At 73.3% G+C, this 13,820-nt stretch carries 13 protein-coding genes; 9 read left to right on the top strand and 4 right to left on the bottom strand.

Annotation, left to right across the window (positions count from 1 at the left end):
* Window positions 1-62: 62 nt before the first annotated feature.
* Window positions 63-434: a DUF5319 domain-containing protein gene (locus CFRA_RS02380; RefSeq protein WP_156887942.1), complete on the bottom strand. Its 372-nt coding sequence runs from the start codon at window positions 432-434 to the stop codon at window positions 63-65.
* A gap of 136 nt (window positions 435-570) precedes the next feature.
* On the opposite strand from CFRA_RS02380, the gene guaB reads away from it, so the two are divergent.
* The 4 genes from guaB to CFRA_RS11965 all read left to right on the top strand — a co-directional run bounded on the left by guaB (window position 571) and on the right by CFRA_RS11965 (window position 5,076).
* Window positions 571-2,091, top strand: a complete 1,521-nt coding sequence (gene guaB, locus CFRA_RS02385) for an IMP dehydrogenase (protein ID WP_075663294.1) — start codon at window positions 571-573, stop codon at window positions 2,089-2,091.
* A gap of 264 nt (window positions 2,092-2,355) precedes the next feature.
* Window positions 2,356-3,492 (top strand): GuaB3 family IMP dehydrogenase-related protein, encoded by a 1,137-nt coding sequence (locus tag CFRA_RS02390; RefSeq protein WP_075663295.1) that lies wholly within the window; start codon window positions 2,356-2,358, stop codon window positions 3,490-3,492.
* 76 nt (window positions 3,493-3,568) lie between these two features.
* Window positions 3,569-4,954: a PAS domain-containing protein gene (locus CFRA_RS02395; RefSeq protein WP_075663296.1), complete on the top strand. Its 1,386-nt coding sequence runs from the start codon at window positions 3,569-3,571 to the stop codon at window positions 4,952-4,954.
* Complete coding sequence (locus CFRA_RS11965) at window positions 4,951-5,076, top strand: hypothetical protein (protein ID WP_281247464.1); 126 nt, start codon at window positions 4,951-4,953, stop codon at window positions 5,074-5,076. Before CFRA_RS02395 ends, CFRA_RS11965 begins: the two co-directional genes overlap by 4 nt.
* 14 nt (window positions 5,077-5,090) lie before the next feature.
* Here the strand turns inward: CFRA_RS11965 and CFRA_RS02400 are convergent, their stop codons facing one another.
* Window positions 5,091-6,035: an EamA family transporter gene (locus CFRA_RS02400; RefSeq protein WP_083667005.1), complete on the bottom strand. Its 945-nt coding sequence runs from the start codon at window positions 6,033-6,035 to the stop codon at window positions 5,091-5,093.
* 100 nt (window positions 6,036-6,135) lie between these two features.
* On the opposite strand from CFRA_RS02400, the gene CFRA_RS02405 reads away from it, so the two are divergent.
* Window positions 6,136-7,029, top strand: a complete 894-nt coding sequence (locus tag CFRA_RS02405; protein ID WP_075663298.1) for a LysR family transcriptional regulator — start codon at window positions 6,136-6,138, stop codon at window positions 7,027-7,029.
* An 89-nt stretch (window positions 7,030-7,118) separates the two neighbouring features.
* Complete coding sequence (gene guaA, locus CFRA_RS02410) at window positions 7,119-8,693, top strand: glutamine-hydrolyzing GMP synthase (RefSeq protein WP_075663299.1); 1,575 nt, start codon at window positions 7,119-7,121, stop codon at window positions 8,691-8,693.
* Between the two features lie 95 nt (window positions 8,694-8,788).
* Here the strand turns inward: guaA and CFRA_RS02415 are convergent, their stop codons facing one another.
* Window positions 8,789-10,102, bottom strand: a complete 1,314-nt coding sequence (locus CFRA_RS02415; protein ID WP_075663300.1) for a PspC domain-containing protein — start codon at window positions 10,100-10,102, stop codon at window positions 8,789-8,791.
* Window positions 10,103-10,187: 85 nt separating this feature from the next.
* On the opposite strand from CFRA_RS02415, the gene CFRA_RS02420 reads away from it, so the two are divergent.
* From CFRA_RS02420 to CFRA_RS02430, 3 genes are read left to right on the top strand one after another with little or no spacing between them, the layout of a single operon-like run.
* Complete coding sequence (locus CFRA_RS02420) at window positions 10,188-11,375, top strand: ATP-binding protein (protein ID WP_211272333.1); 1,188 nt, start codon at window positions 10,188-10,190, stop codon at window positions 11,373-11,375.
* 32 nt (window positions 11,376-11,407) lie between these two features.
* Window positions 11,408-12,055 (top strand): response regulator, encoded by a 648-nt coding sequence (locus CFRA_RS02425; protein WP_075663301.1) that lies wholly within the window; start codon window positions 11,408-11,410, stop codon window positions 12,053-12,055.
* A 39-nt stretch (window positions 12,056-12,094) separates the two neighbouring features.
* Window positions 12,095-12,352 carry a hypothetical protein gene (locus tag CFRA_RS02430; protein ID WP_075663302.1) on the top strand — a complete coding sequence of 86 codons (258 nt, stop codon included), beginning with the start codon at window positions 12,095-12,097 and terminating at the stop codon, window positions 12,350-12,352.
* 63 nt (window positions 12,353-12,415) lie between these two features.
* On the opposite strand, the gene CFRA_RS02435 is transcribed toward CFRA_RS02430, so the two are convergent.
* Entirely contained in the window at window positions 12,416-13,774 is a 1,359-nt protein-coding gene (locus tag CFRA_RS02435; RefSeq protein ID WP_075663303.1) for an NtaA/DmoA family FMN-dependent monooxygenase, read from the bottom strand.
* Window positions 13,775-13,820 lie beyond the last annotated feature (46 nt).

Below are 13,820 nucleotides of genomic sequence, written 5' to 3' on the forward strand. Positions count from 1 at the left end.
GCGCGTACCCCACCCCACGGTGCGTGTCACGCGCGCCGCCGCACGCGCGCGCCGTCGGAAATTCAGATGCCGCGCACGCCGTCGATGTAGCCGAGGGCGTAGTCCCAGGTGACGTAGGCGTCGACGTCGGGCTGCGCGCCCGGCTCGTGGACCGGGCTGACGGTCTCGCGCAGCGTGGCGCGCATGTTGGCCGCCAGGATCGCCCAGTCGAAGTAGTGGTAGATCTCGCAGTCCTCGCAGAAGAAGACGATGCCGCGCACCCCGCGCGGCTCGAGCACGCGGCGGAAGTCCTTGACCAGCGCCAGGTCGCGCTCGATGGCGGCGCGCTCCTCGTCGGAGATCGGCTCGACGGGTTCGTCCTCGGTCAGGAACGACGCGGGGTCGTTCGGGTCGTCGGCGAACGGGTCGAGGGGCATCTGATGGTCAAAGTTCACAACGCCCGATCCTATTGAGAGCGCCTGCCGAGGGCAATGACCCCCGCCTGGCGTTTCCGCACTAAAGTGACGGGGAGTACCGCCATTGTCGTGGTGGTGACCGGGAGCGATCGCACAAGTGAGGAGACCGAAGAAGATGACCCAGGAGCGCGTATTCACCGGCGGAGACGACCCGAACAAGGTCCTGCTCAACGGGCTGACCTTCGATGACGTGCTGCTGCTGCCGGCGGAGTCCAACGTCATCCCCTCCGAGGTGGACACCTCCGCGCAGTTCACGCGCAACATCCGGCTGGGCATGCCGGTCGCCTCGGCGGCCATGGACACCGTCACCGAGTCGCGCATGGCCATCGCGATGGCGCGCCAGGGCGGCATCGGCGTGCTGCACCGCAACCTGTCGGCCGAGGAGCAGGCCGAGCAGGTCGAGACGGTCAAGCGCTCGGAGTCCGGCATGGTCACCGACCCGGTGACCTGCACCCCCGGGATGACCCTCGAGGAGGTCGACGCCCTGTGCGCCCGCTTCCACATCTCGGGCCTGCCCGTCGTCGACGCCGAGGGCGTGCTCGTGGGCATCTGCACCAACCGCGACATGCGCTTCGAGCCGGACATGAAGCGCAAGGTCGCCGAGGTCATGACCCCGATGCCGCTCGTGGTCGCCCCCTCGGGCGTGACCAAGGAGCAGGCGCTGCAGCTGCTGAGCGCCAACAAGGTCGAGAAGCTGCCGATCGTCGACCCGGACGGCAAGCTGACCGGCCTGATCACGGTCAAGGACTTCGTCAAGACCGAGCAGTACCCGAACGCCTCCAAGGACGCCTCCGGCCGCCTGCTCGTCGCCGCGGGCATCGGCACCGGCGAGGACTCCTACAAGCGCGCCGCCCAGCTGGTCGACGCCGAGGTCGACGTGCTGGTCGTCGACTCCGCGCACGCCCACAACAACCGCGTGCTCGAGATGGTCACCCGTGTCAAGAAGGACTTCGGCGACCGCGTCGACGTCGTCGGCGGCAACCTGGCCACCCGCGAGGCCGCCAAGGCCATGTACGAGGCCGGCGCCGACGCCGTCAAGGTCGGTATCGGCCCGGGCTCGATCTGCACCACCCGCGTCGTCGCCGGCGTGGGCGCCCCGCAGATCACCGCCATCCTCGAGGCCTCCGCCGCCCTGAAGGGCACCGGCGTGCCGATCATCGCCGACGGCGGCATGCAGTTCTCCGGCGACATCGCCAAGGCCCTGGCCGCCGGCGCGGACTCCGTCATGCTCGGCTCCATGCTCGCCGGCACCGCCGAGGCGCCGGGCGACATCGTCGTCGTGGGCGGCAAGCAGTACAAGCGCTACCGCGGCATGGGGTCGATGGGCGCCATGCAGGGCCGCGGCCTGACCGGCGAGAAGCGCTCCTACTCGAAGGACCGCTACTTCCAGGCCGACGTCAAGAGCGAGGACAAGCTGGTCCCGGAGGGCGTCGAGGGCCGCGTGCCGTTCCGCGGCGGCATCGACGCGATCACCCACCAGCTCGTCGGCGGGCTGCGCGCCGCGATGGGCTACACCGGCTCGGCGAACATCACCGCGCTGCACGACGCCCGCTTCGTCCAGATCACCGGCGCGGGCCTGCGCGAGAGCCACCCGCACGACATCCAGCAGACCGTCAAGGCGCCGAACTACCACTAGTCGCCGGGTCCGCTGAGACAGCGGGGCAGGGGCGTACCGCGGGTGTCACCCGGGGTGCGCCCCTTCCGTGTGCCCGGGCCCGTGCTTGACGACGTCCCGTCGGCCGCCGTGGGCGGGTACCGCGCGGCGCCGCCGTGTGGGCGGCTCCGCCGCCCGCACCCCGCAGTGCGCCGTTCGCCCCGTCTGGCCCCGGTGCGGCCGCCGCGAGTAAACTCTTGTGCGCACAACCGCCGTTCGTCGTCCCCTGAGATGAGGAAATACCCAATGCGTGACTACGCCGAAATCGGCATCGGGCGAGAGGCCCGCCGCACCTACCACCTGCGCGACATCTCGATCGTGCCCTCCCGGCGCACCCGCTCCTCGAAGGAGACCGACACCACCTGGCACATCGACGCCTACACCTTCGACATCCCGGTGATGTCGCACCCGACCGACTCGCTGGCCGGGCCCGAGTTCGTCATCGAGATGGACCGCCAGGGCGGCCTCGGCGTCATCAACGCCGAGGGCCTGTGGGGCCGCCAGGCCGACCTCGACGGCGCGATCGCCCGCGTGACCGCCGCCGCGGAGGAATCCGAGGGCGAGGGCGTGGACACCCCGGCCGCCAACCGGGTGCTCCAGGAGCTGCACTCGGCCCCGGTCGACTTCGACCTGCTCGCCGAGCGCATCGGCGAGGTCCGCGCCTCCGGCGCCACCGTCGCCGTGCGCGTCAGCCCGCAGAACGTCCGCGAGTTCGCCCCGCACGTGATCAAGGCCGGCGCCGAGCTGCTGATCATCCAGGGCACCATCATCTCCGCCGAGCACGTCGCCCGGGGCGGTGAGCCGCTCAACCTCAAGGAGTTCATCGGCTCCCTCGACGTGCCGGTCATCGCCGGCGGCGTGACCGACTACACCACCGCGCTGCACCTGATGCGCACCGGCGCCGCCGGCGTCATCGTCGGCTCCGGCGTGAACACCTCCTCGGCGGCGCTGGGCATCGAGGCCCCGATGGCCACCGCCATCGCCGACGCCGCCGCCGCGCGCCGCGACTACCTCGACGAGACCGGCGGGCGCTACGTGCACATCATCGCCGACGGCGAGATCGAGAGCTCCGGCGACGTCGCCAAGGCCATCGCCTGCGGTGCCGACGCCGTGGCCGCCGGTGAGCTGCTCGCCCCGGCCGCCGAGACCCCGGCCGGGGGCTACTACTGGCCGTCCGTGGCCGCGCACCCGCGCTTCCCGCGCGGCGTCGTCTCGCGCCCGACCTACACCGGCGAGCGCCCGAGCCTGGAGACCCTCCTGCACGGCCCCTCGACCAGTGCGTCGGGCCGGGAGAACCTGGTCGGCGGCCTGCGCCGCGCGATGGCCAAGTGCGGATACACCGACGTGAAGTCCTTCCAGAAGGTCGACCTGGCGCTCCGCTGAGGCGCCGGAGTCCCGAACGTCTGAGGCGCCCCGCCCAGAGATCACCGAGCTGAAAACAGAGCTGAAAACAACGACGATGAACCGGCAAGAGAACCCGGTCGGCCTGGACGACGTCTTCTTCTCGACCACCGACGACAAGGGCCGCATCACGCTGGCCAACAAGGTCTTCGTGCGGCTGTCCAAGTACCCGCTCGAGGAGCTGGTCGGCGCCCCGCACAACATCGTGCGCCACCCCGACATGCCCGCCGGCGTCTTCCGCGTCATGTGGGACGCCCTCGAGGCGGAGCGCCCGTTCGCGGGCTTCGTGCGCAACCGGTCCGCCGACGGCAGCCCCTACGAGGTGCTGGCCACGGTCACCCCGCTGCCCGCGGGCGGCTACCTCTCGGTGCGCACCCGCCCGATGACGGAGGCCGCCGACCGGGCCTTCGCGCTCTACGCCGAGGCGCGTGAGCAGGAGCGCGCGGCCGAGCACGCCGGCCGGACCCGCCGCGAGGCCGCCCGGGACACCGCCGCGGCGCTGCCCGAGGCCCTCGGTGCCGAGAGCTACGAGCGCTTCCAGTGGGGGCTGCTGCCCGCCGAGCTCGCCGCGCGCGAGGCCGCCGGCGCCGCGCTTCCCGACGCCCCCGCGGAGTCCGGGGCCGCGAACGGCGCGGCCGACGGGGGTACCGGGACGGGGTCCCCGGACGCAGCCGTCACGGCGAAGGCCGCGGCCGCGGAGATGATCGCCGCGCTGCACCGCGCCCACGACCTGCTCGGCGACTGGACCCGCGGCCAGGAGGAGACCGGCGCGCTCACCGAGGAACTCAGCGGGCTGACCGCCCGGGTCTCCGAGGCCGCGGGCGCCGGCGAGCGGGTGCGCGCCGCCGCCGACGAGCTGGACCTGACCGGCCCGCAGCGCACCCTGCTGCTGGCCCCGCTGCAGATCTGGGCGAACATGCACGGCATCGTCGGCGGCTACCTCGAGGAGCTCTCCGGGCTCATCGAGCGGGTGGACCGTGCCTCCCGCGAGGCGCTGTTCTCGCTGGCGCTGGTGCGCCTGCAGACCGCCGCGGCGGGCACCTTCGCCGTCGAACCGGGCGCCGCGGACTCCCCGGAGTCGCTCACGGCGCTGTGCACCGCGCTGAAGGCGGGCATCGACTCCCTCGACGAGCAGGTCACCCGCGAGGAGCGCCTGGTCACCCGCCTGAACTCCAAGGCCGGCTCGGTCGCCCGCATCATGGAGCCGGTGCAGGGCATGATCGCCGGCTGGCTCGACGACACCGACGTCGAGCACCTGACGGGCGGCGCCCGCGAGCTCGTCGAGACCGTCTCGGCCGCCGCCGAGGAGACCCGGGCCGCGGCCGCCCAGCTGACCGCGGCCTCCGGCTCGCTCTCCGCGCTGGCCCGCCCGGACGTCGCCGAGCTGCGTCACCTCGTCGCCGAGGTGGAGGACGCCCTGCAGCGCGCCACCCGCGGCTGGTGACAACTCCCGCGGCAGGGCACCGCCGGCGGGCCGGTCGGCTACCCCGCCCGGACGTCGCCGAGCTGCGTCACCTCGTCGCCGAGGTGGAGGACGCCCTGCAGCGCGCCACCCGCGGCTGGTAGCCCCGACCGGAGGCTCAGTTGGTCGGCTTGCTGCGGGTGGTGCCCACGCTGGCCGCCACCACGCAGACCACCGCGGCCCACACGGCCGCGCTCGGGGTCTGGCCGAGCAGCCACCAGCCGATGGCGGCGGCGAAGACGGGCTCCAGCGAGAGCAGGATGCCGAAGACGCCCACCGGCAGCCGGCGCAGCGCGCCCAGCTCCAGGGTGTAGGGCACCAGCGAACCGAAGAGCGCGGTCAGCGCCATCCAGCCGATCAACGCCGGGTCCGCGAGAATGACACCCGCGCCGTGGAAACCGGCGGGCACCTGCACCAGTGCGCCGACGAGGAAGGCCACCGCCAGCCCGCCCTGCCCGTCGACGGCGGCGCCCACCCGGGCCGAGGAGAGGATGTAGGCCGCCCAGAACGCCCCGGCCACCAGGGCGAAGACGATGCCCAGCGGGTCCAGCGAGGTCGCCCCCGCCAACGAGTCGAAGCCGATGAGCAGGATGCCCGCCAGTGCCAGGGCGACCCACGCGAAGTCCCGGGCGCGCCGTCCCGTGGCCGCGGCCAGGAGCAGCGGCCCCAGAAACTCGACCGTGACGGCCACCCCGAGGGGGATGCGCGCGATCGAGGCGTAGAAGAAGCCGTTCATCAGGCCCAGCGAGACACCGAAGAGCACGACCTTGACCCACGTCCCGCGCGACCACTTACCGACCCGCGGGCGGGCCATGGCCGTCAGCACGATCCCGGCGAAGGCCAGGCGCAGCACCGTGACACCCCAGGGCCCGGCCGCCGGGAAGACCTGGGTGGCCGCGGAGGCGCCGAACTGCAGGGACGCGCACGAGCCGAGCACGAGGAGCACGCCGGTGACGCGCGAACGGTCGGGTGCTGCGTCCGACGCTGCGCCGGGCGCGCCGGGCCTTGCACCACCGGCCACGTCCCCGCCGTCGCCGACGGGGGAGGAGGAGGAGACGGTCATGACCTCGAGAATGGCGCAGGCGACAGTCAAAGAAAAGCGACGTTTTCTCGCCTGTACAGTTAACAGAAACTGACGGATGAGCCGGTGGAAGGGGACGCACGTGTTCAATCTCCAGCGCCTGCGCGTGCTCAGCGAGTTCGCCCGCCTGGGCACGGTCGGGGCAGTCGCCGCGCAGCTCAACTACACCCACTCGGCGATCTCGCAGCAGCTCGCCCAGCTCGAGGCCGAGGCCGGCTGCCCGCTGACCGAACGCGACGGCCGGCGCCTGCGGCTGACAGCCAAGGGCGAGCAGCTCGTCGACTACGCCGAGCGGCTGCTCGCTTTGGCCCGCGAGGCCGAGGCCGCCATGGCCACCGAGGAGGTCCGCGGGACGGTACGCCTCGGCTCCTTCCAGTCGGTGCTCTCCGGGGTCGTGCCCACAGCCATCGCCGAACTGGCCCAACGCCACCCCGGCCTGACGGTGCGCGTCTTCCAGCGCGAGCTCGCCGAGGGACTCGACGACCTGCGCGCCCGCCGCCTGGACCTCCTGCTCGGCGAGGAGTTCTCGCTGACGGCGACCGTCGGCGCGAGCGCGGCCAGCGGGCTGCACCGCGAACACCTTGTCGACGACCCCTGGGTGCTGATCACCCCGCCGAGCGGGCCGTGGTCCGCCCGTGAGCTCGGCGAGCTCGCGGCCGCGCCCTGGGCGCTCGACCCGCCCGGCACCCCGCCGGGCAGCTGGGCGCACGCGGCCTGCTGGCACGCCGGGTTCAGCCCGAGAGTCGTCTACGAGACCATCGACCCGATGCTGCAGGCCCAGCTCGTCGCCGACGGACACGCCGTGGCCATGGTCTCCGGCCTGCTCGTCCCGCACCTGGAGGGCGTGCGCCGGGTGCGCCTCCCCGGGGACCCCACCCGCCGGTTGTACTCGGTGGTCAACGCCGGACGGGAGCACCTGCCCGCGCTACGTGCGGTGCGCGCCGCGCTCGCGCGCGCGTTGCCCGCCGGACGGTGAGTGAGCGGACGTCGGCAAGCACAAGACGCGGGGGAGGGGAGCGGAGCCGAATCGGGGTGCCACCGGCGCATCGACTAGGATCAGACACCGTGACGCAGCCGATCGAGACCAAGAACAGCCCCGTCCTCGTCGTGGACTTCGGCGCCCAGTACGCGCAGCTCATCGCGCGTCGCGTGCGCGAGGCCCGCATCTACTCCGAGGTCGTGCCCCACACCATCACCGCCGACGAGGTGCGCGAGAAGAACGCCGCCGCCCTCATCCTCTCCGGCGGGCCCGCCTCCGTCTACGCCGACGGTGCGCCCTCCCTGGACCCGGAGATCCTGAAGCTGGGCCTGCCCGTCTTCGGCATCTGCTACGGCTTCCAGATCATGACGCAGCAGCTCGGCGGCACCGTCTCCGCCACGGGCCGCCGCGAGTACGGCCGCACCGACCTCACCGTCGACACCGGCGTGCTGCACCAGGGCTTCGAGCACACCCACAAGGTCTGGATGAGCCACGGCGACGCCGTGACCGAGGCCCCCGAGGGCTTCACCGCCACCGCCAGCTCCGCCGGCGCGCCCGTCGCCGCCTTCGAGTGCCCCGAGAAGCGCATGGCCGGCGTCCAGTACCACCCCGAGGTGCTGCACTCGCCGCACGGCCAGGAGGTGCTCACCCGCTTCCTCACCGACGTCGCGGGCCTCGAGCAGGACTGGACCGCCGCCAACATCGCCCAGGAGCTCATCGAGGGCGTGCGCGAGCAGGTCGGCGACGGCTACGCGATCTGCGGGCTGTCCGGCGGTGTGGACTCCGCCGTGGCCGCCGCGCTCGTGCAGCGCGCCATCGGTGACCGACTGACCTGCGTGTTCGTCGACCACGGCCTGCTGCGCGCCGGCGAGCGCGAGCAGGTGGAGAACGACTTCGTCGCCGCCACCGGCGCCAAGCTGGTCACCGTCGACGAGTCCGGGGCCTTCCTGGCCAAGCTGTCCGGTGTGACCGACCCGGAGGCCAAGCGCAAGGCGATCGGCGCCGAGTTCATCCGCTCCTTCGAGCGCGCCGTCTCCGGCGTGCTCGCCGACGCCCCCGCCGGCGCCAGCGTGGACTTCCTGGTGCAGGGCACCCTGTACCCGGACGTCGTCGAGTCCGGCGGCGGCTCCGGCACCGCCAACATCAAGAGCCACCACAACGTCGGCGGGCTTCCCGACGACGTCGAGTTCACCCTGGTGGAGCCGTTGCGGCTGCTGTTCAAGGACGAGGTGCGCGCCGTCGGCCGCGAGCTCGGCCTGCCCGAGGTCATCGTCGCCCGCCAGCCTTTCCCGGGCCCGGGCCTGGGCATCCGCATCATCGGCGAGGTGACCGCCGAGCGCCTCGAGACGCTGCGCGCCGCCGACGCCATCGTGCGCGAGGAGCTCACCGCCGCCGGCCTCGACGACCAGATCTGGCAGTGCCCCGTGGTGCTGCTCGCCGACGTCCGCTCGGTGGGCGTGCAGGGCGACCACCGCACCTACGGCCACCCCGTGGTGCTGCGCCCGGTCTCCTCCGAGGACGCCATGACCGCCGACTGGGTGCGCATCCCCTACGAGGTCCTCGAGACCGTCTCGACGCGCATCACCAACGAGGTCGCCGACGTCAACCGTGTGGTCCTCGACGTGACCTCGAAGCCGCCGGCAACCATCGAGTGGGAGTGACCCACCCCCGGCCCCGGCCCTGATCCCGGGGCCCCGGGGGAGGGGCCGTGCAGGCGGCCTAGGTGCCCCGGAGCCCCCGGCGTCCGGAGGCCCGTCTAGTCCGCGTCGCGGTCCTCGGGCGGGTCGCTGACCACCGCCACCGTCGTGGGCGTGGGCGCGAGCCCGCCCTCGACGACGACCGTCATCCGGGCTCCGCCCGCGCCGGTGTTGTAGTCGCCGGGCCGGCAGTCCATTTCGCCGAGGCCCTCGTCGCACTCCAGGTGCAGCGGGACGTCGGCCGGCAGGAAGACCTGGGTGGGCCCCAGGCCCGAGCTCACGGTCACCGTGTGCTGTTCGTCGAGCGGGCCGACGTCCGTCAGATCCACCGTCAGGGCCTTCATTCCGCCCTCGTAGTCGTCCCGCAGGTCCGCCTCCGAGGCGGGGGCGTGGTGGTCCTCGCCGAAGACCGCGCCGCCGGCGAGCAGCAGCCCGGCCACGCCGATCAGGGCGCCGAGCAGCGCCCCGGCGACGATCAGCGGCCAGTTGCGCCGCTTCCTCCCCGGCCGCCCGGCGAAGTCTGCGCCCGTGTAGTGGGTGCTCGCGCCGGAGCCGGCCCCGACGGCGGCGTCGGCGTACCACGGTGCGTCCTGGGCGCCGCCCGTGCCGTCGCCGGGGTAGCTGGCCCCCGTGGAGTCGGGGTTCTTCGCCCGGTAGTCCGTGCGGCCCTGGTCACGCCAGTCGTAGGGCGCCGCGCCCAGCGGGTCCCAGTCGCCGGCCGGGGCCTGGCGCTGCGCGCCCGCCCGCGGGTCCGGCCAGCCCTCGGCGACCTTGTAGCCGGACAGATCGGCCCAGGGGGCGGCACCCGCGCCGCCCGCGGCACCCGCGCCGACGGCGCCTGTGCCGTCCCGCCCCTCGCCGGGCGTATCGCCGGAAGCATCGCCGGAACCACCATCGACGGGTGCGTCCCCGCCGACGGGGCGCTGCGCGGCGACCAGCCCGGGCGGCGGCACCGGGGTGCGCTTGTGCAGCAGCACGATCGCGCCGCCGGCCAGCGCCAGGGAGACCAGGAACGCCAGCGCCGCGCCGTCGACCAGGCTCGAGCCGAGCAACCCCGAGGTCAGCACGGCGAAGATGAGCAGCAGGACGCCGGCCGTGCGGTCCTTGCTGTCGGAGCCGGGCCGGCCGAGTGACTCGAACGGCGAGTAGGGCACGCCGTAGCGGGGCATCAGGCCCCACAGGATCAGGTAGATCGGCACGCTGGTCACCCAGATGAACGCGCCGACGACGAAGAGCACGCGCACGAGCACCGGGTCGATGCGGTAGCGCACGCCGATGCCCTCGCACACCCCCGCACCCGGGGAGCCCGACAGGCGCGGCGGGCGCGTCGCCCAGATCCGGCGGGCCAGCTCACCCGCGGTATTCGTGTCCATGCCCTTATTCTCTCCGGTGCGTCGCCGGGGCGCATCAGGGAAACCCCCGATGTGCGCGGGCACCGTGGCGGGGAAGATGGAGGGCATGTTCCGAAAGCAGTCCGGCGCGCGCATCCGCGGGGAGGTGGCCTACCCGGTCTACACCCGCCCGCGCGAGGGTGCGGTCTTCGCCGGCGTGGCCGCGGGCCTCGCGCGCCACCTGGGCGTCGACGTGTTCTGGGTGCGCCTGGTGCTGCTCGGCCTGACGGTCACCGGCGGGGTGGGCGTGCTGCTTTACGCAGGCATCTGGCTGGTCAGCACGCGTGACGCCGGGACCGCCGACGCCCCGCCGACGCGCACCCGCGTGCCCGCTCTCGGGTGGTGGGGGCTGATCCTGGTCACCCTGGTGCTCGGCTCGACGATGTCGGTGAGCACCGACGGCGAGGGCGGGCTCCACGTCGAGCTCCTGGTGCCGCTGGTCGTCGTCGCGCTCGGCGCCGTGCTGGCCTGGCAGGCCTACGACCGCGGCGTGCGCGGGGCCGCCGGGGTCGCCTCCGTGCTCGTGGGTACGGGGCTGGTCTTCGTCGGTGTGGTCGTGCTGCTGGTGGGCACCAGCTCCGACGGCTTCGTCCAGGCGCTCACCGCCGTCGTGTTCACCCTGGCCGGCGTGGCCGTCATCGGCGTGCCCGCCGCGCTGCGCGTCTCCGAGCGGCTGTCCACCGAGCGCGCCGAGAAACTCGCCGGCGAGCAGCGCGCCGCGATCGCGGCCCACTTGCACGACTCGGTGCTGCAGACGCTCGCGCTGATCCAGAAGAACGCCGCCGAGCCCGAGACCGTCTCGCGCCTGGCGCGCAGCCAGGAGCGCGAGCTGCGCCAGTGGCTCTTCGACACCCAGGAGAAGCAGACCCTGAGCGTCTTCGGCGCACTGGAGCGCGCCTGCGGCGAGGTCGAGGACCTCTTCGGGTTGCACCTGGCACCCGTCACCGTCGGCGAGGACAGGCCGCTTTCCGACGCCGCGCAGGCCGCCGTCCTGGCCGCGCGCGAGGCGTGCGTGAACGTGGCCAAGCACGCCGGGGTGGACGGCGCGGACGTCTACGCCGAGCTGCTCGGCGGGCGCCTCGAGATCTTCGTGCGCGACCGCGGCCGCGGCTTCGATCCGGAGGCGGTGCCCGCCGACCGCCACGGGCTGGCCGACTCCGTGCACGGGCGCGTCGAGCGGGTGGGCGGCACCGCGACGGTGCGCTCGACGCCGGGGGAGGGCACCGAGGTGCGCGTGGCCGTGGAGCTCGACTGAGCGGGCCGGGCGCGGGCGGTATCCTTGGCCGCATGACCCGAGTCTTCCTCGTCGACGACCACTCCGTGTTCCGCTCCGGCGTGCGCGCCGAGCTGGGCGCCCAGCCCGGCTGCGAGATCGTCGGCGACGCCGGCACCGTCGCCGACGCCGTCACGGGGATCGTGCGCACCCGGCCCGACGTGGTGCTGCTCGACGTGCACATGCCCGACGGCGGCGGGGTGGCCGTCATCCGGCGGGTCCACGACGCGGGCGCGGAGCCGCGCTTTCTGGCGCTGAGCGTCTCCGACGCCGCCGAGGACGTCATCTCGGTCATCCGCGCCGGCGCGCGCGGCTACGTGACCAAGTCGATCGACGGCGCGGAGCTCGCCCACGCCGTCGAGCGCGTCGACGGCGGCGACGCCTACTTCTCGCCGCGGCTGGCCGGCTTCGTCCTCGACGCCTTCGCCGGCCACGGCCCGGCGGCCGCCGGCGCGCACGACCCTGTGGTCGACGAGCTGACCCCACGTGAGCTGGAGGTGCTGCGGCTTTTGGCGCGCGGCTACACCTACCGGGAGATCGGCAAGGAGCTGTTCATCTCCGTCAAGACCGTGGAGACGCACGCCTCCAACATCCTGCGCAAGACGCAGCAGTCCAACCGCTACGCGCTGTCGCGCTGGGCCGCCTCGCGCGACCTGGACTGAGCGGGCGGAAAGCCCGACCGGAACCGAAGGGAGTCAACCATGGCCGCACGTGAGCGCCGCGGACGCGAGCGCATCTTCTTCCACGTCGACCCCACCCGCACGCTGCTGTTCGCCCTGCTGTTCACGGCGATCTTCATCTGGCAGTCCGACCTCTACTGGGGCTGGTGGCTGCCGACGTTCCTCGGCATCTGGGCGGTCTTCTACGCCTGCCACCTGTTCTACGTGTGGGCGAACAACAAGATCCAGGACGTCTCCGAGCGCATCCGCGCCGAGCAGGACCGCCGCGGCGGCCGCTGAGCCCGACGCCGCCCCCCGCGACGTGCTCCCTCCCCGGCGCGGGGTGCGGCAGCGCCCCGGCCCCTACCGGCGGTACTTCGCCGCCGGGTGCGTGGCCGGAAGCAGGTCGGAACCCGCCACGCGCGCACGCAGGGTGCGCGGCGCGGCGTCGTCAATCGAATCCTCGGCCGAGACGAGCCCGCGCGCACGCAGCACCGGCACCACGTGCTCGGCGAAGGCGCGCATGTCGGGCCCGCGCAGGGCGTAGTCGACGTTGAAGCCGTCGACGCCGGACTCGCGCAGCCAGCGCTCGAGCTCGTCGGCGATCGTCGCACCCGAACCGACGAAGACCGGCCCGCGCCCGCCGATGGTCATGTGCGCGGCCAGGTCGCCGACGGTCCAGCGCCGCGTGGGGTCCAGGCTGGTGAAGGACTGCAGCGCGGAGCGGTTGCCCTGGATCTCGACGTCCTCGAGCACGTCGTCGGGGCCGTAGGTCGACAGGTCCAGCCCGGTCCAGCCGGCGAAGAGCGCGAGCGCGGCCTCCCGGTCGACGTAGCGCAGGTAGGACTCGTAGCGCTCGAAGGCGGCGGCGTCGGTCTCGGCGGCGATGGCGGTCACGGAGGTGATCGTGGTCAGCTCGGAGTCGGCGCGGCCCTCCCCGGCGAGCAGGCGGCGCGCCTCGGCGACCAGCGGGGCGACGTTGTCGGGCGTGGTGCCGGAGAAGAACAGCGCCTCGGCGTGGCGGGCGGCGAAGGCCAGGCCGCGCGGCGAGGAGCCGGCCTGGAAGAGGAACGGGGTGCGCTGCGGGCCGGGCAGGCTCACCGCCGCGCCCGGCACGTCGAACCACTCGCCCCTGTGCTCGATGGGGTGCACCTTGGCCGGGTCCATGTACACGCCCGACTCCGCGTCGGAGACCAGCGCCCCGGGCTCGATGGAGCCCTCCCACAGCGCGTAGCAGACCTCGGCGAACTCGTCGGCGCGGTCGTAGCGGGTGTCGTGGTCCAGCTCGGGGGCGCCGATGTTGCGCAGCGCGCCGGGCTGGTAGCCGGTGACGATGTTCCAGGCGATGCGCCCGCCGGTGAGCTGGTCGAGCGTGGCGAAGCGCCGGGCGAGCAGGTACGGCGACTCATACGAGGTGTTCGCCGTGACGCCGAACCCGAGGTGCCGGGTGGCCGCCGCCAGCGCGGAGATGAGCAGCATCGGGTCGAGCAGCGGGTACTGCATGCCGGCGCGGATGGCGGCCGCGCCGCTGCCGCCGTAGACGTCGTAGATGCCGGCGACGTCGGCGAGGAAGAGGGCGTCGAAGCCGGCCTCGTCGAGCATGCGCGCGTGGGAGACCCAGAAGTCCAGGTCGCGGTACTGCTCCGGCTCGGCGTCGGGGTGGCGCCACAGGCCGGAGGACTGGTGGGTGGGCACGAGCATGTCGAGTGCGGAGAGGAACATGACGGCAATTGTCGTCCGTGTCCTGGACCACGCGAAATTTTTGGCG

This window comes from Corynebacterium frankenforstense DSM 45800 (genome assembly GCF_001941485.1).
Classification (GTDB): Bacteria; Actinomycetota; Actinomycetes; order Mycobacteriales; family Mycobacteriaceae; genus Corynebacterium; species Corynebacterium frankenforstense.